The 19,623-nt window shown below is 73.8% G+C and carries 20 protein-coding genes; 10 read left to right on the forward strand and 10 right to left on the reverse strand.

What is annotated here, in order from left to right; all coding sequences use genetic code 11:
• Positions 1-368: 368 nt before the first annotated feature.
• On the forward strand, positions 369-611 hold the full coding sequence (locus tag ACZ45E_RS25750) for a hypothetical protein (RefSeq protein ID WP_468224511.1): 243 nt from the start codon (positions 369-371) through the stop codon (positions 609-611).
• Positions 612-681: 70 nt separating this feature from the next.
• Here ACZ45E_RS25750 and ACZ45E_RS25755 read toward each other — a convergent pair whose 3' ends face one another.
• On the reverse strand, positions 682-2,307 hold the full coding sequence (locus ACZ45E_RS25755; protein WP_468224513.1) for a FadD3 family acyl-CoA ligase: 1,626 nt from the start codon (positions 2,305-2,307) through the stop codon (positions 682-684).
• 104 nt (positions 2,308-2,411) lie between these two features.
• On the opposite strand from ACZ45E_RS25755, the gene ACZ45E_RS25760 reads away from it, so the two are divergent.
• The 3 genes from ACZ45E_RS25760 to ACZ45E_RS25770 are packed head-to-tail and all read left to right on the forward strand — an operon-like array spanning position 2,412 to position 4,860.
• Positions 2,412-3,575, forward strand: coding sequence for a lipid-transfer protein (locus tag ACZ45E_RS25760; protein ID WP_468224515.1), 1,164 nt, complete (start codon positions 2,412-2,414; stop codon positions 3,573-3,575).
• Between the two features lie 59 nt (positions 3,576-3,634).
• Entirely contained in the window at positions 3,635-4,090 is a 456-nt protein-coding gene (locus ACZ45E_RS25765) for a Zn-ribbon domain-containing OB-fold protein (protein ID WP_468224518.1), read from the forward strand.
• Positions 4,087-4,860: an enoyl-CoA hydratase/isomerase family protein gene (locus tag ACZ45E_RS25770; RefSeq protein WP_468224521.1), complete on the forward strand. Its 774-nt coding sequence runs from the start codon at positions 4,087-4,089 to the stop codon at positions 4,858-4,860. Before ACZ45E_RS25765 ends, ACZ45E_RS25770 begins: the two co-directional genes overlap by 4 nt.
• Positions 4,861-4,875: 15 nt before the next feature.
• Here ACZ45E_RS25770 and ACZ45E_RS25775 read toward each other — a convergent pair whose 3' ends face one another.
• Entirely contained in the window at positions 4,876-5,463 is a 588-nt protein-coding gene (locus tag ACZ45E_RS25775; RefSeq protein WP_468224524.1) for a hypothetical protein, read from the reverse strand.
• 96 nt (positions 5,464-5,559) lie between these two features.
• Between ACZ45E_RS25775 and ACZ45E_RS25780 the strand changes: the two genes are divergently transcribed.
• Positions 5,560-6,315: a hypothetical protein gene (locus ACZ45E_RS25780; protein WP_468224525.1), complete on the forward strand. Its 756-nt coding sequence runs from the start codon at positions 5,560-5,562 to the stop codon at positions 6,313-6,315.
• A 28-nt stretch (positions 6,316-6,343) separates the two neighbouring features.
• On the opposite strand, the gene afsK is transcribed toward ACZ45E_RS25780, so the two are convergent.
• The gene (afsK, locus tag ACZ45E_RS25785; RefSeq protein ID WP_468224527.1) at positions 6,344-8,695 is read right to left on the reverse strand and encodes a protein serine/threonine kinase AfsK; all 2,352 of its coding nucleotides are present in this window, start codon (positions 8,693-8,695) and stop codon (positions 6,344-6,346) included.
• Positions 8,696-8,889: 194 nt separating this feature from the next.
• The gene (locus ACZ45E_RS25790) at positions 8,890-9,660 is read right to left on the reverse strand and encodes a VOC family protein (protein ID WP_468224530.1); all 771 of its coding nucleotides are present in this window, start codon (positions 9,658-9,660) and stop codon (positions 8,890-8,892) included.
• Positions 9,661-9,822: 162 nt separating this feature from the next.
• Between ACZ45E_RS25790 and ACZ45E_RS25795 the strand changes: the two genes are divergently transcribed.
• Positions 9,823-10,470, forward strand: coding sequence for a TetR family transcriptional regulator (locus ACZ45E_RS25795; RefSeq protein ID WP_468224531.1), 648 nt, complete (start codon positions 9,823-9,825; stop codon positions 10,468-10,470).
• 114 nt (positions 10,471-10,584) lie between these two features.
• On the opposite strand, the gene ACZ45E_RS25800 is transcribed toward ACZ45E_RS25795, so the two are convergent.
• Positions 10,585-11,061 carry a nitroreductase family deazaflavin-dependent oxidoreductase gene (locus ACZ45E_RS25800; protein ID WP_468224534.1) on the reverse strand — a complete coding sequence of 159 codons (477 nt, stop codon included), beginning with the start codon at positions 11,059-11,061 and terminating at the stop codon, positions 10,585-10,587.
• Positions 11,061-12,254 carry an acyl-CoA dehydrogenase family protein gene (locus ACZ45E_RS25805; protein WP_468224537.1) on the reverse strand — a complete coding sequence of 398 codons (1,194 nt, stop codon included), beginning with the start codon at positions 12,252-12,254 and terminating at the stop codon, positions 11,061-11,063. The genes ACZ45E_RS25800 and ACZ45E_RS25805 overlap by 1 nt, the downstream gene beginning before the upstream one ends.
• 105 nt (positions 12,255-12,359) lie before the next feature.
• On the opposite strand from ACZ45E_RS25805, the gene ACZ45E_RS25810 reads away from it, so the two are divergent.
• Both ACZ45E_RS25810 and ACZ45E_RS25815 read left to right on the forward strand, forming a co-directional pair.
• A complete protein-coding gene (locus ACZ45E_RS25810; protein ID WP_468224540.1) occupies positions 12,360-13,529 on the forward strand; it encodes a thiolase C-terminal domain-containing protein in 1,170 nt (389 codons plus the stop codon).
• A 136-nt stretch (positions 13,530-13,665) separates the two neighbouring features.
• Entirely contained in the window at positions 13,666-14,376 is a 711-nt protein-coding gene (locus ACZ45E_RS25815; protein ID WP_468224542.1) for a pyridoxine/pyridoxamine 5'-phosphate oxidase, read from the forward strand.
• A 69-nt stretch (positions 14,377-14,445) separates the two neighbouring features.
• Here ACZ45E_RS25815 and ACZ45E_RS25820 read toward each other — a convergent pair whose 3' ends face one another.
• Positions 14,446-15,468, reverse strand: a complete 1,023-nt coding sequence (locus ACZ45E_RS25820; RefSeq protein WP_468224545.1) for a helix-turn-helix transcriptional regulator — start codon at positions 15,466-15,468, stop codon at positions 14,446-14,448.
• A gap of 93 nt (positions 15,469-15,561) precedes the next feature.
• Here ACZ45E_RS25820 and ACZ45E_RS25825 point away from each other — a divergent pair, with 93 nt between their 5' ends.
• Positions 15,562-15,960 (forward strand): VOC family protein, encoded by a 399-nt coding sequence (locus tag ACZ45E_RS25825; protein WP_468224548.1) that lies wholly within the window; start codon positions 15,562-15,564, stop codon positions 15,958-15,960.
• Between the two features lie 26 nt (positions 15,961-15,986).
• On the opposite strand, the gene ACZ45E_RS25830 is transcribed toward ACZ45E_RS25825, so the two are convergent.
• From ACZ45E_RS25830 to ACZ45E_RS25840, 3 genes are all read right to left on the reverse strand, one after another.
• On the reverse strand, positions 15,987-17,129 hold the full coding sequence (locus ACZ45E_RS25830) for a GNAT family N-acetyltransferase (RefSeq protein WP_468224550.1): 1,143 nt from the start codon (positions 17,127-17,129) through the stop codon (positions 15,987-15,989).
• A gap of 174 nt (positions 17,130-17,303) precedes the next feature.
• A complete protein-coding gene (locus ACZ45E_RS25835) occupies positions 17,304-17,750 on the reverse strand; it encodes a Zn-ribbon domain-containing OB-fold protein (RefSeq protein WP_468224553.1) in 447 nt (148 codons plus the stop codon).
• Positions 17,750-18,199: a DoxX family protein gene (locus tag ACZ45E_RS25840; RefSeq protein WP_468224555.1), complete on the reverse strand. Its 450-nt coding sequence runs from the start codon at positions 18,197-18,199 to the stop codon at positions 17,750-17,752. Before ACZ45E_RS25840 ends, ACZ45E_RS25835 begins: the two co-directional genes overlap by 1 nt.
• Positions 18,200-18,445: 246 nt before the next feature.
• Between ACZ45E_RS25840 and ACZ45E_RS25845 the strand changes: the two genes are divergently transcribed.
• Positions 18,446-19,618: a flavin-containing monooxygenase gene (locus ACZ45E_RS25845; RefSeq protein WP_468224558.1), complete on the forward strand. Its 1,173-nt coding sequence runs from the start codon at positions 18,446-18,448 to the stop codon at positions 19,616-19,618.
• Positions 19,619-19,623 lie beyond the last annotated feature (5 nt).

Below are 19,623 nucleotides of genomic sequence, written 5' to 3' on the forward strand. Positions count from 1 at the left end.
GCACGGTCGTGGGCGCGCACGCGGAGCGGGTGGCGCGGGTCATGCCTTCTTCCGGGGTTCGTCAGGGACGTGTAACAGAGCTTGGCGATCTTTGAAGCAACGGTTGCTTGCGTGATCACATGGCACATGCCCGGGGAACCCCCGAGGCGCACGAGTACCCGGTCCCGGTCGCAACCCCCCACGGCCGCGACGGGTGCGAGACGCGTCATCCGCGTCGTCCCGCCCGGTCCGGTCTCCGCACGGACCCGCGGACCGGAGCGGTGTGACGGAATCGCGTGGTGTTCCCGCGTCCGTCACCCAGCAACGGGCCTACGCGCCTTCCGGCGTACGTGCCCGCAGACGAAGCCTCAGACGAAAGCGAGCGAGATATGCGCAAGACCCTGAAGAAGGCCGCGGTCGTCGGCGCCACTGTCCTGGCGTTCTCCGGTATAGCCGCCGGCGCGGCCCAGGCGGCCACCCGGCAGGGCGAGGACATCAAGGGGACCGGCAGCCTCCAGGACTGCACCAACTGGGGCAAGGCCCTCAAGAGCAACGGCACGATCGTCGACTACGCCTGCATGGTGGGCTCCGCGCCCAACACGTACGAGCTGACCCCCTTCTACGCCGCCTGATCGTCCGGCGTTCCTGAGTTCCTGACGCCCCCGGCGGAGCGCGCCCGCCGGGGGCGCCGCCTGTTCCCGGTCACCGCTCCCGCAGCTCCCCCTTCACGACCTTCCCGCTCGCGTTGCGCGGTAGTTCGGCGACGAAGGCGACCTGCCGGGGCACTTTGTAGTTGGCCATCTCGCGGCGGGCCCAGGCGATCAGGTCGTCGGCGGTGAGGAGCGCCCCGGGGCGCCGGACCACGTACGCCTTGCCGACCTCGCCGAGCCGGGCGTCCGGCACGCCGACCACGGCCACGTCGGCGACGTCCGGGTGCAGGCCGAGCAGTTGCTCCAGCTCCGCCGGGTACGCGTTGAAGCCGCCCACGATGAACATGTCCTTGATGCGGTCGGTGATCCTCAGGTAGCCGTCCGCGTCCAGCACGCCGATGTCGCCCGTGCGCAGCCAGCCGTCCGCGGTGATCGCCTCCGCCGTCGCCGCCGGGTCCTCGAAGTACCCGCGCATGACGTGGAAGCCGCGGACCAGCACCTCGCCGGGCTCCCCGGGCCCCGCCGACTCCACCCGGAGCTCGGTGCCGGGGATCGCCCGCCCGGAGGTGGCCGCGATCAGTTCGGCGGGGTCGCCGCGGCGGCACATGGTGACGATGCCGCTCGCCTCCGACAGCCCGTACGCGGTGAGCACCGTGTCGATGCGCAGTTCGCCGCGCAACCGCTCGACCAGGCGCAGCGGCACCACGGCCGCGCCCGTCACGACGAGCCGCAGCGCCGACAGGTCGTGGGTGTCTCGGCCCGGGTGGTCGAGCAGGGACTGGTGGAGGGTGGGCGGGCCGGGCAGGACGGAGATGCGTTCGGCGGCGATGTTGGCGAGCACGGTGTCGACGTCGAAGACGGGCTGCGGGACCATCGTCGCGCCGCGCATCAGGCAGGCGATGATCCCCGCCTTGTAGCCGAAGGTGTGGAAGAAGGGGTTCACGATCAGGTAGCGGTCGCCCTCGCGCAGGCCCGCCAGGTCCGACCAGATCTCGTAGCCGCGCAGGGTCTGCGTGTGGGTGATGACCGCGCCCTTGGGCCGCCCGGTCGTCCCCGAGGTGAAGATGATGTCCGACGCCGACGTGGGGGCGATCGCGTCGGAGCGGGCCCGCACCTCCTCCTCCGCCACCGTGTCCCCGGCCGCGAGGAACTCCTTCCAGGTGCGGTATCCGGGTACGTCGGGCGCGGTGTCGCCAAGCACCACCACCTGCTCCAGGCAAGGGAGTTCAGCGCCCGCACCGTGGGCGCGGCGCAGTGCGGCCACGTACGAGGTGCCGAGGAAGGTGCCGGTGACGAAGAGGAGGCGGGCCCGGGAGCGGGCCAGGACGTCGGCGGCCTCGGCGCCCTTGAAGCGGGTGTTGAGGGGGACGAGGACGGCGCCCGCGCCGACCGCGCCGAGTGCGGAGACGATCCAGTCGAGGGTGTTCGGGGCCCAGATCGCGACGCGGTCACCGGGTTCCACGCCGGCGGCCAGGCAGGCCGCGGCGGCCCGTTCGACCCGCTCGCCCAGCTCCGCGTAGGTGATCCGGGTGCGTCCCTCGACGACGGCCTCCCTCTCCGCGTACCGCCCGGCGGCGTCCCGCACCAGCTCCGGGATCGTCCGCCAGGCCCGGTCCGCTCCCGCTCCGCCGTCCCCGTGCGCCCCGCCGCCCGCACGCGCTCCGCCGTCCGTACGCATCGCACGACCTCCCACGATCACCGCAGCACCGTAGCTGACTATCCGTCAGATTAGCTGTAGCCTGACGCGCTGTCAGCACACCGGGATTCCAGGCAGGGGTGCCCATGGCGCACGCGACGGCAGGCATCAAGGACACGACAGCCATCGTCGGCATAGGCCAGACAGGCTTCGCGAAACAACTCCCCGAATCCGAGAAGACGTTGGCGTGCAGGGCGATCATCGCCGCCCTGGACGACGCGGGCATATCGCCGTCCGAGGTCGACGCCTTCGCCTCGTACACGATGGAGGAGACGGACGAGGTCGAGATCGCGAAGGCCATCGGCGCCGGCGATGTCACCTACTTCAGCAAGGTCGGTTACGGCGGCGGCGGTTCGTGCGCGACGCTCACCCATCTCGCCGCCGCGATCACCACGGGCCAGGCCACTGTCGGCATCGCCTGGCGCTCCCGGAAGCGGGGCAGCGGGCCCCGCCCGTGGAAGAACACCGCCGTCCAACTCCCCACCCCCGCCCAGTGGACCCGCCCGTTCGGACTGCTGCGCCCCGCGGACGAGATCGGCATGCTGGCCCGGCGCTACATGCACGAGTACGGCGCGACCCGGGACCACCTCTTCAACGTCGCGCTCGCCTGCCGCAACCGGGCCAACCAGAACCCCGCCGCGATGATGTACGAGCGCCCCCTCACCCGGGACATGTATATGACGTCCCGCTGGATCAGCGAGCCGCTCTGCCTCTACGACAACTGCCTGGAGACGGACGGCGCGCTGGCCTGCGTCATGGTCTCCGCGGAGCGGGCCCGCGACTGCCGTCAGAAGCCGGTCTATGTGCACTCCGCCGCCCAGGGCCTGCCCGCACAGCACCACGGCATGGTCAACTACTGGAACGACGACCCGCTGACGGGCCCCGCCTGGACGGCCGCCCGCCACCTGTGGAAACACGCCGACCTCACCCCCGAGGACGTCGACGTGGCCCAGATCTACGATGCGTTCACCCCGCTCGTCCCGCTGTCCCTGGAGGGCTACGGCTTCTGCGGGCGCGGCGAGGGCGGCGCGTTCACCGAGGGCGGCGCCCTGGAGATCGGCGGCCGGCTGCCGGTCAACACCGGCGGCGGCGGCCTCTCGGAGGCGTACGTCCACGGCTTCAACCTCATCAACGAGGGCGTGAAACAACTGCGCGGCACCAGCACCGCCCAAGTACCCGGCGCCCGAACGTGTCTGGTGACGGCGGGCGAGGGGGTCCCCACGTCCGCCGTGCTGCTGAGAGCCCCGTAGCGGTGCCGGGAACCGCGCGAGCGACCAGCCGAACGGCCCGCCCCGGAAGGAGATCCCCCATGGCAGACGTGACCGGACCAGCCCTGCTGGCCCCCACCCCCGACGACGACGGCGCCCCCTTCTGGGAGTACGCCGCGCGAGGCGAGCTGCGCGTCCAGGCGTGCGCAGGACCCGAATGCGGCGAACTCCGCTTCCCGCCCCGCCCCTGCTGCCCGAACTGCCGGTCCTTCGACAGCGAATGGCGTGCGATGAGCGGCCGCGGGCGGATCTGGTCCTACGTCGTCCCGCACCCGCCGCTGCTCCCCGCCTACGCCGCGCAGGCCCCCTACAACGCGATCGTCGTCGAGCTGGCGGAGGCCCCGCGCATCCGCCTCGTCGGCAATCTGGTCACCGCCGCCGACGCCCGTCTCGACTCGGTCGACCCGGACCGCATCCGGATCGGCGCGCGGGTCCAGGCCGTCTTCGCCCGGGTCGACGGCGTCACGCTGCCCCGCTGGGTCCTGGAGCGGCCGTGACCCTGCGCACGGAGACCGACAAGGAGACCGGGGTGGCCGTGGTCACCCTGGACCGCCCGCACCGCCTCAACGCCATCGACACCGCGACCGCACTCGAACTCGCCGCGGCCTGGCGGAAGTTCCGCCTCGACGACAACGTACGGGCCATCGTCCTGACCGGCGCGGGGGACCGCGCGTTCTGCACGGGGATCGACCGCTCCACCGACACGCCCCAGCCGAACTCCCCCTTCTCCGCGGACGATCCGCTGCTCACGATCGGCCCGAAGGCCAACGACCTGTGGAAGCCGGTGATCGCCGCGGTCCGGGGCATGGCCTGCGGCGGGGCGTTCTACCTGCTGGGCGAGGCGGAGTTCGTGGTCGCGGACGAGACGGCCACGTTCTTCGACCCGCACACCACCTACGGCATGGTCAACGCGTACGAGGTGATGTACCTCGCGCAGCGCATGCCCCCCGGCGAGGTGGCGCGGCTCGCCCTCATGGGGGCGGCCGAGCGGATGTCGGCGCGGCGGGCGCGGGAGACCGGCCTGGTCAGCGAAGTCACCGCGCCCGGCGGGGCGTTGGCGGCGGCGCTCGCCTGCGCCTGCACGATCGCCGGACACCCGACGGAGGCGGTGCAGGGCACGGTGCGGGCGGTGTGGGCGGCCACGGAGTCCGCCCGCGCCCACGCCTTCGCCCAGGCCCCGCACCTGATCGCCCTCGGCAGCCTGCCACCCGCCCGGCAGGCCGAACTGTTCAACTCCCGTACGGGAAAAGGGTTCCAGGTCCGGTGAGCGGACGTACCAGCCCTAGTTCGACGGCCACGCCTCGGGGTCGACCTTGCAGCGGGCGACATCGCTGACGAGCCCTTCCCCGGCGTCGACCGGCACCTTCACGGTCGCCTTGCCCTTGCCGCGCACCTTGACCCGCGCCATGGCCTCGTCCAGCACGCTGTCCTGCGCGTCGTAGAAGGTCATGGAGACCGTGTAGGTGTCCGCCCGGCTGCCCGGGCTGGTGACCTCGACCGTGGCGTACGGGCGCCCCGCGCTCGCGCAGCGCACCAGCCGTGCCTTGCCGTACTGCCGGGACGCTCCGCCGCCGGTCGCGGAGGACGTCGGCGTGGACCGGTAGCCGGGGCGCGTACGGCTGCTGCCGCCCGAGGACGAACCGGCCGTCGTCGACGAACCGCTGCCGTACAGGTCGTCGTCGTACGTGGACCCGGAGGAGCCGGAAGTACCCCCGGACGACGACGAGTTCGAGGAGCCGCCGTGGTTCTGCGAGGAGCTGCTGCACCCGCCCCCGCCGCTGCTGTGCCCGCGCGAATGCCCATGTCCCCGGCCGGTCGAGAAGCCCGTGAGGGCCAGCACCACCATCGCCGCGACCGCTGTCAGTCTCATTCCCCGTTTCATCACGCCGGGACCCTACCCCGTACGCCGCATGGCACCCCGCGCGCACCCGGCGTAGCGTCGGAGGTCAGACCGAGGAGGCTGTTGATGCTACGCAACATCGTCGGATCGGTCCTGGCTCTCGTCGGAGCGGCCGCCACCGTCTGGAGCCCGTTCCGGGCCTGGTACGACGGGCGCCACGGCCGTCACTACCGCCTTGGCGACCTGTTCTCGGGCGGCGGGGTCACGGACGCCCGGGCCGAACTGTTCGGCTCCGTGTTCCTGCCCTTCGTCGTCCTGGCGCTGCTCGCGCTCGTGGGCATCGTGCTGCGGTCCCGGCTGCTGGTGGCCCTGACCGGTCTCCTCGTGCTGGCGCTGACCGTGCTGTGGATGGTGCGTGTGGCGCAGGCCGAGGACCAGCTGGTGCTGACGGCGAACGGCAACGGCCTCGGCGTCGGTGTGGCCGGTGCCCTCGGCGGCGGGCTGCTGCTCCTCGTGGGCGCGCTGGTCATGAGCGGCCGGCGCCGGCACAGGAACCGCGCGCCCGCCCCGGCCGAGGAGTACGCCCCGGAGCACGACCCGCGGGCATGGGCCGGCGCCGAGGAGGACCGCACCCCCACCCAGACCTTCGAGACCCTGGGCGACGGGCGGCCGCCGGCGCAGGCCCCGCAGCAGACGTGGAGCGGCCAGGAACAGACCCGCCCGCCGGTGCGGTGGGGCCCGGACGACGGCCCGACCCAGTCCTTCGAACGGCCTCCCGCCTGGGAGGACGGCCGGCCGGGCACCGGTCGGGCGGACGAGCCCCGGGCCACCGACGACGGCTCCGGCCTGCCCGGCAGCTCCCGGCGCGACGGGCCCGCCTGATCCACCTTGGGCGGCCCGCCCGCCCGGGCTAACGGCTGGTCCCGGTCCCCTTCTCCGCGTCCAGGGCGTACACGCACCGGTCCTTGCTGCACGCGTACACCACCCCGTCCCGTACGACCGGGGTGCCGGTGATCTCGCCGCCGGTGGCGAGCTTCCAGCGCAGCCGCCCGTCGTCCGCCTTCAGCGTGTACAGCAGGTGGTCGGACGAGCCGAAGTGCACCCGGCCGTCGGCGACCACCGGCGAACCGACGATCTCCCCGCCGGCCTGGAAGCGCCACTTCGGCGTCCCCGTCACGGCGTCCAGGGTGTACAGGCCGTGGCCGCTGCCGACGTGCACGTGGCCGTGGGCGACCAGCACCGGGTCGGTCGCCGCGGGCCGCGACTCCGTCGCGATGCGCCAGCGGTCGCGGCCGTCCGTGGCGTCGAGCGCGTACACCGTGCCGAGGTGGTCGGCGAGGTACACGCCGCCGCCGGCCACCGCGGGCCCAGGCGCGAAGGCGGGCGGGGACAGGAAGACCGCGGGCGCCTCGAAGTGCCAGCGGACGCGCCCCGAGCCGGCCTCGATGGCCAGGACCCGCGTGCCCGCCGCGACGTACACACAGCCGTCGGGGGCCGGTGTCAGCCGGACGGGGACGCCGCCGCAGGACGCCGCGTCGCCGACCGGGTACGACCAGCGTTCCTCGCCCGTGCGGGCCTCCAGGGCGCGCAGCCGCGCGTCCTGCCACACGTACACCGTGCCGTCGTGGACGACGGGCCCCGCCTCGGGCGCCTCGAAGTCGGTCTGGCAGCCGGTGATCTCCCACAGCTTGTCGCCGCTCGCGGCCTCGCGGGCCTGGACGCCGCCGCCGCGGGTGCCGGTGACGACGGTGCCGCGGTCGGCCTGGAGCGCGTAGACCCAGGCATCGGTCTGGAGGCGCCACAGGTCGCCGCCCTCGCGGGCGTCGAGCGCCCACAGCGTCGGGCCGTCGGAGGCGTGGATGCGGCCGTCGGCGACCGCCATGGACCAGGCGACGTCGCGGGTCTTGAACCGGCGCCGCCCGGTGGCCACGTCGAGCGCGTGGACCTCGAAGGACGTGACGTAGACGAGGTCACCGGCGACGTTCGGCGTGCCCCACACGTCGTTGGACATACGGAACCGCCAGGGTCGCCAGGCCGCGCCCTCGGCCTGGGCGGGCGCGGGCACCACGGGGTCCTGCGTGCCGTTCACGACGGGTCTTGCGCGGGACCAGGAGGCGACAAGCCCCGACTCCGCAGGAGGCGCCTTCACGGCGGCGGCGCGCGCGTCGGCGACCCGCGGCCCGGGGCCGATCGGCACCCGCGCCCCGGCCAGCCGGACCGGGCCGTCGGCGCCGAACCCGGTGCCCGACAAGGCGGGCGCGGGGTGCCGGTGCGCAGCCGGGGCGGGGCCCGGCGGCCGGGCCGGCATCGCGGGGACCCGGGCGCCGTGCCCCGGGGTGCGGCCGGCCGGGGGCTTGACGACGGTACGGCCGCCGCGGCGCGCCTCGATCAGCGCGACGGACCGCTCGGGCAGCCACGCGGACGCCGTGCCGCTGTCGTCGCTGCCGGAGCCGAACAGATGCGGGGCGAGCTGCGCCTGGAGGTCGGCGGGCGAGGGCCGCAGCGTCGCGTCCATCTGCATGCACGACTCGATGAGCGGCCGCAGCTCCGCGGGCAGGCCCTCCACGTCGGGGCCTTCGCGCAGCAGCATGAAGACCGTCTCGACGGGGTTCGCGCCGTGGAAGGGGGCGTGCCCGGTGGCGGCGAACACCAGGGTCGAGCCGAGCGAGAACACATCGCTGGCGCCGGTGACGCTGCGCGAGTCCTTCGCCTGCTCGGGCGACATGTACGCGGGGGTGCCCACGGCCACGTTCGTCATGGTCAGGCGGGTGTTGGAGACGCCGGACGCGATGCCGAAGTCGATGACGCGCGGCCCGTCCTCGACGACCAGGACGTTCGACGGTTTCAGGTCGCGGTGGACCAGGCCCGCGCCGTGGATGGACTGCAACGCCTCGGCGACGCCCGCCGCGAGCCAGCGCACCGCCTGGGCCGGCAGCGGCCCGCACTCATTCACTATTTCCTCGAGGGAGGGCGCCGGCACGTACGCGGTGGCCAGCCACGGCACGGCCGCGCGCGGGTCGGCGTCGACGACGGCGGCCGTGTAGAACCCGGACACCGCGCGGGCCGCCTCGACCTCGCGGGTGAAGCGCACCCGGAACAGCTGGTCCTCGGCCAGCTCCGTGCGCACCGTCTTGATGGCCACGCGCCGGCCGGACGCCGAGCGTGCCAGATAGACCAGACCCATGCCGCCCGCACCGAGCCGTCCCAGGACCTCGAACGGGCCGATCCTCCTCGGATCGTGCTGCGTCAGCTGATCCATCACTTCGCCTGCCACCTCCCCGTGCGATGCCGGAACCCCCGGGTTCCAGGTCGCTCGCACATACGGCCCCCGTCAGCGTCTCACCACCGCAGCACTACGGCGGCACGCACCCTGATTCTTCCTGTCCGGAGCGCCGCTGGCGAACCTGGGGGCATATCGGGGTGTCCCGGGCCCTCCCGGGCCGGGCCGGGGTGGCGTCAGGCGGTGCACAGGGCGAAATCCGCGCCCTGGTCGTCGCTGAGGACCGCGATCCGCCCGTACGGGGTCGTGTGCGGCGCCTCCCGGACGTGCCCGCCGAGCCGGACCGCCTCGGCGCAGCTGCCGGGCAGGTCGGCCGAGCCGAAGTGCGGGAGGAAGCGGGCGGCCCGGCCCGGGACCCGGCGGCGACTCGCCTCCGGGACCCCGGGGCCGGCGGGGTCTCCGGGGCCGGCGGCCCGCCATACCCGCAGGTCAGGCAGGTCAGGCAGGTCAGACTGGTCTACGCGGCTGGGCGCGGCCGGTGGTCCGAACACCGCCGCATAGAAGGTGTCGCTGCCGGCCGCGTCGGGGGTCCGCAGTTCGGCACGGCAGAGCGCGCCCGGCGCCCCGGTCCGCTCGAAGCCCTGGTGGCTGCCCGCCTGCCACAGCCCGAACACCGCTCCGTCGGGGCCCGCGGCGAGCGCCACGGTGGCCACGGCGCCGTCCGAGACCGGCCCGGACACGAGGTGCCCGCCGGCCGCGGTGACCCGCTCCGCGGCGGCATACGTGTCCCGTACAGCGAAGTGCACGGTCCAGGCCGGGCGCCCGGGGGCGAGGGCGGCGACGGCCCGGTCCTCGCTGTACGCCGCCGTGTAGTAGCCGCGCTCGGCGCCCGCGCCCTCGTCGAAGGCCCACCCGAAGAGGTCGCCGTAGAAGCGCTTGCCCACCTCGACGTCGGGCAGCCGGGCGTCGGCCCAGCACGGGGCGCCTTCGGGGAAGTCCGGGTGCATGGCGTCACGCTAGCCACGGCCGCTCCGGGCCGGTGGTTCGGATGTGAACGTCTGGCCGGATCGCGACGCCCCGGTCGCCGCTTTTGTCCGGCGGGCAGGGGCCTCAACCCCATTTGCAGTCGGCCAGATCGCGCTCCGATCACCCCTCGGTAAGCTGACGGCATGACAGGACAAGTACGTACCGTCGACGGCCGTGTGGCCGGACGGCGTGGTCAGGCGACACGTCAGAAGCTGCTCGACTGCCTCGGCGAGATGCTCAGCTCCTCGCCCTATCGGGACGTCAAAGTCATTGATGTGGCGCGAAAGGCGGGCACTTCACCCGCGACGTTCTACCAGTATTTCCCGGACGTCGAGGGCGCCGTCCTGGAGATCGCCGAGCAAATGGCCACCGAGGGTGCGGGGTTGACCGAACTGGTCGCCGACCGCTCCTGGGTCGGCAAGGCCGGCTGGGCCACCGCCCAGGAGCTCGTGGACGGGTTCCTGGAGTTCTGGCGCCGCAATGACGCGATCCTGCGCGTCGTCGACCTCGGTGCGGCCGAGGGCGACAAGCGTTTCTACAAGCTCCGCATGAAGATTCTGAACTCGGTGAACAACTCCCTTGCGGACGCGGTCAAGGAGCTCCAGGACAAGGGCAAGGTCGACAAGGACGTGAGCCCGGCGGCGGTGGCCGGTTCGCTGGTCGCGATGCTCGCGGCGGTCGCCTCGCACCAGAAGGGGTTCCAGACCTGGGGTGTGAAGCAGGCCGAACTCAAGCCCAACCTTGCTCTGTTGGTCTACCTGGGCGTGACGGGAAAGAAGCCGACGAAGTAGCCCCAGCCCTCTTTATGGTCCTGTCGCGCGGCGGCGGTTCACGTGTGCACCGTGAACCGCCGCCGTTGCAGTTCTCCCCCGTTATCGGAGCCTGTCAGCGCCTGTCAGCGCCGCTCAGCGCCTCACCAGCCGGAACAGCCTGATCTCGCGGTCCACCCGCTCCTGGTACGCCGCGTACGGCGGCCAGAACTCCAGCGCGGCCGCCCACGCCTCCTCCCGCTCGGCGGAGCCGAGCAGCCGGGCCGTCACCGGCACGTCCTCACCCCGCCAGCTGATCTCGGCGTCGGGGTGCGTCAGCAGATTCGCCGTCCAGGCCGGATGGCCGGGACGCCCGAAGTTCGACCCGATCAGCAGCCACGTCCCCCTGCCCTCCTCGGGCATGCAGGCGAGCGGGGTGCGCCGCAGGACCCCGCTCCGCGCGCCGCGCACGCTCAGCACCACGCCCGGCAGCAGCTGCGCGCTGAGCAGCACCTTCCCCCGGGTGAGCCGGTGGACAGCGCGGTCGAGGGCGGGCACGACGTGCGGGGCGACGCGGGCGAAGGCCCTGGTCGACGACACTTTCTGGACGAGCCGGACGCCGGGCGGGGCCATCAGGCGGTCACCTCCGCGGCCCGCGCGAACAGCTCGGCGGCCTGGGCCGCGCGCGCCCGCAGCAGATGGACGGGCCCGAAGAGCAGCTCGTCGCCGGTGGCCCGCTTGAGGTAGAGGTGCGCGTCGTGCTCCCAGGTGAAGCCGATGCCGCCGTGCAGCTGGACCGCTTCGGCGGCGGCCGTGCGCAGGGCTTCGAGGCCCTGGGCGAGCGCGAGGCCGCCGACCCGTTCGCCGCCCGGCACGCTCGCGGCCCAGGCCGCGTAGTAGGCGGCCGACCGCGCCGCCTGCACCTGTACGTACACGTCGGCGAGCCGGTGCTTGACCGCCTGGAAGGAGCCGATGGGCCGCCCGAACTGTTCGCGTTCCTTGACGTGGTCGACCGTCCGCTCCAGGGCCCGGCCGGCGGCGCCGACGGCCTCGGCGGCGAGCAGGGTGGCGACGGTGTCACCGGTGGCGGCGAGCGCCCCCCGCACGTCGCCGTCCTCGTCGCCCAGCAACTCGGCGCTCACGTCCCGGAGTTCGACGCGGGCCTGCGGCCTGGTCCCGTCGAGGGACGTCTGCCGGGTGCGTACGAGGCCGGGGGCGTCGTCGCGGACGAGGAAGAGCAGCGTCCGGGAGCGGGCGAAGCCGCCGGTGTGCGCGGCGACGAGGAGCAGGCCGGCGCTGTGCCCGTCGAGGACCTGCGCGGCCTGCCCGTACAACCGCCAGCCGTCGCCCCGGCGCGTGGCCTGCACCCCGCCCGCGCGGCCGCCGCCCGCCCAGTCGCCCGCGTTGTCGGCGACCAGGCCGAGGGCGGTGGCGAGGCCGGTGCCCGGTACGGCGAGGGTCGCGGTCAGGCTTCCGCCGGCGATCCGCGGCAGCAGCGCCGCCTGCTGCCCCTCGGCGCCGAGGGCCGTGATCAGCGGGGCGGCGAGGCCGCTGGTGGCGAGGAGCGGGGTGGGGGCCAGCGCCCGCCCCAGCTCCTCCTCGGCGAGCGCGAGTTCGGTCACGGTGGCGCCGACGCCGCCGCGCTCCTCGGGCAGCGCGAGCCCCGGCAGCCCCAGCTCCGTACCGAGGGCGGCCCACAGGGCGCGGTCATGGCCGGACGGGGTGCCGGCCGCGGCCTTGACGTCGTCCGGGGTGCAGCGTTTGGTGGTGAGTTCGCGCAGGGTGCGGCGGATCTCCTGCTGTTCCTCGGTGAACCTGGCGTCCATGCGAGCCCCTTCCTGACGGGCCGTCATATTAGGGCCGGAGGTCACGGATGCCCAGAGGCGGACACACCCGTTACCCGGCCGCATAACTGATGTACCGTCAGATTCATGACTGGCCCCCACCGTAAGGCCGCCATCACGGGCATCGCCCTCTCCGACTGCGGCCGCGTCGACGAAGCCACCCCCTACACGCTGCACGCCCAGGCCGCGCGCCGCGCACTCGCCGACGCCGGGCTCACCCCGGACGCCGTCGACGGCTTCGCGAGCGCGGGCCTCGGCACGCTCGCCCCGGCCGAGGTCGCCGAGTACCTGGGGCTGCGGCCCCGCTGGGTCGACTCCACCTCGGTCGGCGGCGCCACCTGGGAGGTCATGGCGGCCCACGCGGCGGACGCCATCGCCGCCGGGCACGCCCGCGCCGTCCTGCTGGTCTACGGCTCGACGGCCCGCGCCGACATCAAGGCCGGGCGGCGCACGTCGAACCTGTCGTTCGGGGCGCGGGGCCCGCTGCAGTTCGAGGTCCCCTACGGCCACACCCTCATCGCCAAGTACGCGATGGCGGCCCGCCGCCACATGCACGAGTACGGCACCACGCTCGACCAGCTCGCCCAGGTCGCCGTCCAGGCCCGGCAGAACGCGGCCCGCAACCCGGACGCCCTGTACCGCGACCCCGTCACCGTCGACGACGTCCTGTCGGGACCGATGATCGCCGACCCGTTCACCAGACTGCACTGCTGCATACGCTCCGACGGCGGCGCGGCCGTCCTCATGGTCGCCGACGACCTCGTACCCGACTGCGCCAAGTCCCCTGTCTGGCTGCTCGGTTCGGGCGAGTACGTCTCCCACACGTCGATGTCGCAGTGGGACGACTTCACCGTCTCGCCCGCCGCCGTCAGCGGCCGCCTGGCCTTCGAACGGGCCGGTGTCACCCCGGACGAGATCGACATCGCCGAGATCTACGACGCCTTCACGTACATGACACTGGTGACGCTGGAGGACCTCGGCTTCTGCGCCAAGGGCGAGGGCGGCTCCTTCGTCGAGAAGGGCCGGCTGCGCCACGACGGCGAGCTGCCGACCAACACGGACGGCGGCGGGCTCTCCGCCCAGCACCCCGGCATGCGCGGCCTGTTCCTGCTGGTCGAGGCGGTACGGCAGCTGCGCGGCGAGGCGGGCGGGCACCAGGTGCGGCGCCCCGACGGCTCCCCGCCCGCGCTGGCGGTGGCCTCCGGCACGGGCGGCTGGTTCTGCTCGGCGGGAACCGTGGTGCTGGGGCGGGACTGACCCCGGCCGCCGGAAGCCCTGGCAGGTGCCGGGCACGGTGGCGGGCCCGATCCGCGACCGACCGCCTCCCGCACGGGCCCGGCGCGGCGCCCCGGCCGGGCCGGGCCCGGCGCGGCCGACGGGCGACAATCACCTCATGGAACCCGAGCCCTCCGACCAGCCCGAGCCGCCCGACCGCTCCGAGCCGCCCGCCCCGCCGGACCTCCAGGCACTCCTGCGGTCCCTGCGCGTCTGGGACACCGAACTGCCCGCCTTCGACCCGGCCGCCGCACCGGACGCGCCGCTGCCGCTGTTCGTCCAGTGGTTCGCGGCGGCCGTGGCGGCCGGGCAGCCCGAGCCGCACACCCCGTCGCTGGCGACCACGGACGCCGGGGGCCGCGCCGACATCCGTACGGTGATGCTGCACGGCGCCGACGAGTCCGGCTGGCACTTCGCCTCGCACGCGGGCAGCGCGAAGGGCCGCCAACTGGCCGCGTGCCCGTACGCCGCGCTCGGCTTCTACTGGCCGGTGCAGGGCCGCCAGGTCCGGGTGCGCGGCCCCGTCCGTACGGCGCCCGCCGGGATCGCGCACGCCGATCTGCACGCCCGCTCGACCGGTGCCCTCGCCTCGGCCCTCGTCGGCCACCAGAGCGAACCCCTCTCCTCCATCGAGGAGTTGGAGCGCGCCTCCGACGCCGCGTGGGAACGGGCGCGGCGCGAGCCCGACGCCGCGGCCCCCAGCTGGACGGTGTACGAACTGGACGCGGAGGAGGTGGAGTTCTTCCAGGGCGACACCCGCCGCCGACACGTACGCCTCAAGTACAGCCGCAGGCAGGGAAGTTGGGCCAGGGAGCTGCTGTGGCCGTGACGCCGGCGCCGCCCGCTGAACCTCCATCGCCTCCCTGCACCCCCTCCCCGTCCGCCTAGTCGTGCCGTCTCATGACACCGGTTCCTCGCTGTCAGGCGGGGCGGGCACTTGGCGGGCACCGGACGTGAGGCGATCGGCGAGCGCGAGGACGAGGTCGCGCAGTTCAGCGGGGCGCTCGATGACGAACGGCCGGTCGATCGAGGCGAGCGTCCGGGGCAACCAGTCGAGCCGCTGCGCCCGTAGCTCGACGCGCAGCCAGTGCTCGGCCGCCGGGTCCTGGCCGGCCACGGGCTCGTACGCCGCCACGCTCGCGACGTGGGCGGGAAGGAGGGCGCGGATCTGCTCCACCGTCCCGTGGATCCGCAAGGTCACCTCATGCCGGTACTCGGCCGTGGCGAATCCTGACAACACGCGCTGTGCCGGGTCAGGACCCGCGGGCGCTTCGAACGAACCGGGCAGGGCCCTCGCGGCTGCGATGCGATCGAGCCGGAAGGTCCGGTCCTCGTCGGCCCCGGCGTCCTTGCCCGTCACGTACCACCGGCCCGCGTGGGCGACGATCCCGTATGCGTGCAGTGTGCGTTCGCTGCGCCGTCCTTCGCGGTCGGTGTAGCGGATCGAGACCGGTCGGCGGTGGCGCACCGCATCGGCGACGGTGAGCAGGAGCCCGGCGTCCGGGTGGCCCAACTCGCCGGGCTGGTCCGTGAAGGCGAGCGCTTCCAGGAGTGCGTCGAGCCGGCGGGCGATGTGCTTGGGCAGCACCCGGCGGATCTTCGCCGACGCCGTCTCGTTCGCCGTGCGCTCCGCCGTCGTCAGCTCCGCGCGGCGGCCGGTGACCAGGCCGAGCAGCACGGCAAGCGCCTCGTCGTCGCTGAGCATGAGCGGAGGCAGGCGGTACCCGGGAGCCAGCCGGTAACCGCCGTAGCGGCCGCGCACCGACTCCACGGGCACGTCCAGGTCGATCAGCTGGTGCACATAGCGCCGCACGGTGCGCCCTTCGACGCCGAGACGGTCGGCGAGCTCGGCGACCGTCCGGGTGCCGCCCGACTGCAACAGCTCCAGGAGCGTCAGCACGCGGCCGGTGGGTCGTGGCATGTTCGCAGCCTAACGCGAATACAGGACCGATTCTGTCCTCTATTTCTCCTAGCCTGCGACGTGCACGCCACCGGCACAGCCAAGGAGATTCCCATGGACTTCGTCTCGATCCGCATCATCACCAGCGACGTCGCGCGCCTCGTCGAGTTCTACGAGCGAGCCACGGGGATGCAGGCGATATGGGCCACGGAGGACTTCGCCGAACTCAGGAGCGCGGGCGCGACCCTCGCGATCGCCGGCACCCGCACCGTCCCGCTCTTCGCCCCGGGCTCCGCCCGCCCGGCGGACAACCACAGCGTGATCACCGAGTTCCTCGTCGACGACGTGGACCGCGTGCACCAGAACCTGACCGGCTTCGTCACCGACTTCGTCACCGAGCCCACCACGATGCCCTGGGGCAACCGGTCGCTGCTGTTCCGCGACCCCGACGGCAACCTCGTCAACTTCTTCACCCCCGTCACCCCGGCGGCCATCGAGAAGTTCGCACGCTGACACCGCGCACGCCACGTACGCCACTCCTAGCCCACCGTCAGCTCCAGGACCGTGAAGTCGCGCACGGGCCGGTAGCCCAGCCGCTGGTACAGGGCGTTCGACGTGGCGTTGGCGAGGTCGGTGAAGAGCAGCACCTCGGTGCTGCCGGCGGCGCGTGCGGCCCTGCTGACCTCGGCGGTGACCGCTGCCGCGTAGCCGTTGCCGCGCAGCGGGCCGGGGGTGTAGACGGGGCCGACCCGGACCGTTCCGGCGGACCTGCGGGTGACCCCGGCCATCGACACGGGCCTGCCGTCCGGTGTCTCCCACAGCGTGACGCCGCCGTAGGACACGCGGCTGTCGCCCCACCGTTGTGCCCAGTCCCGGTCGGTGACGGGTTCGCCGATGTCCGCCTGGAAACCCTGGACCCAGTCCGCGAGGAGTTCGCGGTCGGCCTCGCACGCCACGCGGGCCCGTCCGGGCGGCGGCGGGTCGGGCGGGACGAGGCCCCCGAGCCGGTACAGGCGCTGCGCCTCGGTCTCCGCGATCCGGAGCCCGGGCCGGCGCCGCCGCCAGGCGCGGGCCACGGCCCGGGCGCCCTCGACGGTTCCGGCGATCTCCCGCGGCGGTTCCTCACCGAGCCCGCCGAGCGCGGCGACGAGCCCCTCGGCCGCGTCCGCACCGAGCGGACTCACGTACGGGCGTTGCGGCGGCGTCCACATGAGGTACCCGGCCGGGCGGCCCGCCTCGTCCGACCACACGCCGAAACGGGGCGTCACCCCCGCCCACCGCGCCTCACCCGCCCGCATCCCCTCCAGGATGCCCAGGACGACGGTGTGCGGGGCCGGGTCGTCGCGCAGGAAGGGCCCGGCCCGGTCGGCGAACTCGCCGTGGTCCGACGTGAAGTACCACTCCCCCGGGCCACCGTCCGCGCCGGTCCCGCCACCCGCGCCGGCCTGCCCGGTCGCGCCGTCCGCGCTGCCCCTCCCGGTCTCGCCACCCGCGCCGGCCTCACCGGTCTCGCCACCCGCGCTGCCCCTCCCGGCCTCGCCACCCGCGCCGGCCTGCCCGGTCGCGCCATCCGCGCCGGCCTCACCGGTCTCGCCACCCGCGCCGGTCTCACTGCTCTCGTCGGCCTCACCGGCCTCGTCGGTCTCGCTGCCCTCGGTCGTCGTGCTTCCGGTGGTCGTCATGCTCCCGATCGTGACGGGGCGCACGCCTCCTCTGCCACACATTTCTCCGGCCACCCGGCCACCTGGCTACCCGGCCACCCGGCCACCCAGCGCCTCGGCCACCCGGCCACCCGGCGCCCCGGCCCACCCTCCGCACGGCCCCGCACGGCCCCGCCCATCCCCCGCCGCCGGCGCCTACGCCCCTGCCGCCCCGACCGGACGGAACACCGGCACGGCGAACCCGGCGCTGTCCTGGCGGAAGGCGACCCGGAGGTCCATCCCCATCCGCAGATCACCCTCCGCGCACTCCACGACCTCGGTCATCATCCGGGGCCCCTCGGCGAGGTCGACGACGGCGGCGACGTACGGGGTGCGCGCGCCGAACGGCGGGAGGTCGTTGCGGTGCACCACGGACCACGTGTAGAGCACGGCCCGCCCGCTCGCGGCCCGCCACCGCACGGTTTCGGGGGCGTCGCTCCAGCAGTACGGGCAGAACTCGCGCGGGTAGTGATGGGCGCGCCCGCAAGCGGTGCACTGCCGCAGCAGCAGCCGCCCCTCGGCGGCCGCGTCCCAGTAGGCGCGGGTGAAGGCGTCGGGCTCGGGCACGTCGAAGGCCACGTCTGCGTCGCCGGTCGTGGCCATCAGAACAGTCCGATCGCGTGGTCGAGGGACCAGGTCTGCCAGGACATGGCGAAGAGCGCGACGAGGGAGATCAGCCCCATCATCGCGTTCTGCCCCTGCTCGGCCCAGTCGTGGATCATGAGGATGAAGTACAGGAGGTTGAGCAGCAGCCCGCCCACGAGCGCGACCGGTGTCAGGAGACCGGCGACCAGGCCAAGTCCCAGGGCGAGTTCGGCGTACACGACGACGTACGCCATGACCTTCGGCCGGGGCCCGACGACGGTGTCGAAGCCGCTTCGCACGGCGTTCCAGCGGTGTTTTCCCGCCACGTCCGCGGCCCACGCGATGCCGGTGCCGCGCTCGAACCAGCCCTTCTTGTCCTTGTGCCGCCAGCTCTCCAGCCACCACAGGCCGAGTCCGATGCGCAGCACGGCGAGCCATTCGGCGCCGCTGAGCCCTATCGCGTCCATGCGCGTCAGCCGCCTCCCATCGGTGTGTGCCCACCGTCGGTGTATGCCCGACACAGTTTCTGACGGTACGTCAGTTCAGCGCATGCGGCGCCGGATGCGCAAGGGCCCGTACGGCGTACGCGGCGCCGAACGCACGAGGGTCCGTACGACCGCGGCGCGCGCCACGACCGCCCGCGTGATCAATTCGCAATCGATTCCGGTCTTGACCGAGACCCATCAAGTAACCACGCGATTACGCTCCCGCACATGACCGCCCCCACTCCTCCACCGGCCGCCCGCAGCCATGAACGCCCGCCCGTGTACGTCATCGGCGGCGGACCCGGCGGCCTCGCGGCGGCCGCGCGGCTGAAGGCACACGGCGTACGGGCCGTCGTCCTGGAGAGGTCCGACCGGGTCGGCGCCTCCTGGCGCGGCCACTACGACCGCCTCCGCCTGCACACCACGCGCCGCCTCTCGGGCCTGCCGGGGCTGCCGATACCGCGCCGCTTCGGCCGCTGGGTCGCACGTGACGACGTCGTGCGCTACCTGGAGAAGTACGCCGAGTACCACGACCTGGAAGTGGCCACCGGGGTCGAGGTGACCCGCGTCGACCGGGCGCCCGACGGCGCGGGATGGCTGCTGCGGGCCACCGGCGGACGGGAGTTGACGGCCGCCGCGGTCGTCGTCGCCACCGGCTACAACCACACCCCGCGGCTGCCCGACTGGCCGGGCGCCGCCTCGTACACCGGCACGCTGCTGCACGCGGGCGATTACCGCTCCCCCGGCCCCTACACCGGCCAGGACGTCCTCGTCGTCGGCGCCGGCAACACCGGGGCCGAGATCGCCGTCGACCTGATCGAGGGCGGCGCCGCGCGCGTACGGCTCGCGGTGCGCACCGCCCCGCACCTCGTGCGCCGCTCCACGATGGGGTGGCCTGCCCAGCTCACCGGCATCCTCTGCCGCCGCCTGCCGGTGGCGCTCGTCGACCGGCTGGCCGTGCCGCTCGGCAGGCTGAGCGTGCCGGACCTGACGGCCCGGGGGCTGCCGCGCCCCGACACGGGCCTCTACACGCGGGCGCGCCAGGGTTCCATCCCGGTGCAGGACGTCGGGCTCATCGACGCGGTGCGCTCGGGCAGGGTCGAGCCGGTGGCGGCGGTCGCGTCCTTCGAGGGCGCCGAGGTCGTCCTCGCCGACGGCGCTCGCCTGACCCCGGACACGGTGATCGCGGCGACCGGGTACCGGCAGGGCCTGGAGGAGCTGGTCGGCCACCTCGACGTGCTCGACCCGGCGACGGGCAGCCCCCGCCCGCACGGCGCCCGCACCCTGCCGTCCGCGCCCGGCCTCTACTTCTCGGGGTACACGAACCCGATCAGCGGCATGCTGCGCGAGATGGCGCTGGACGCGGACCGGATCGGCAAGGCCCTGGCGAAGTCCTCCTGACGGGC

Source organism: Streptomyces sp. NPDC030991, from assembly GCF_055571235.1.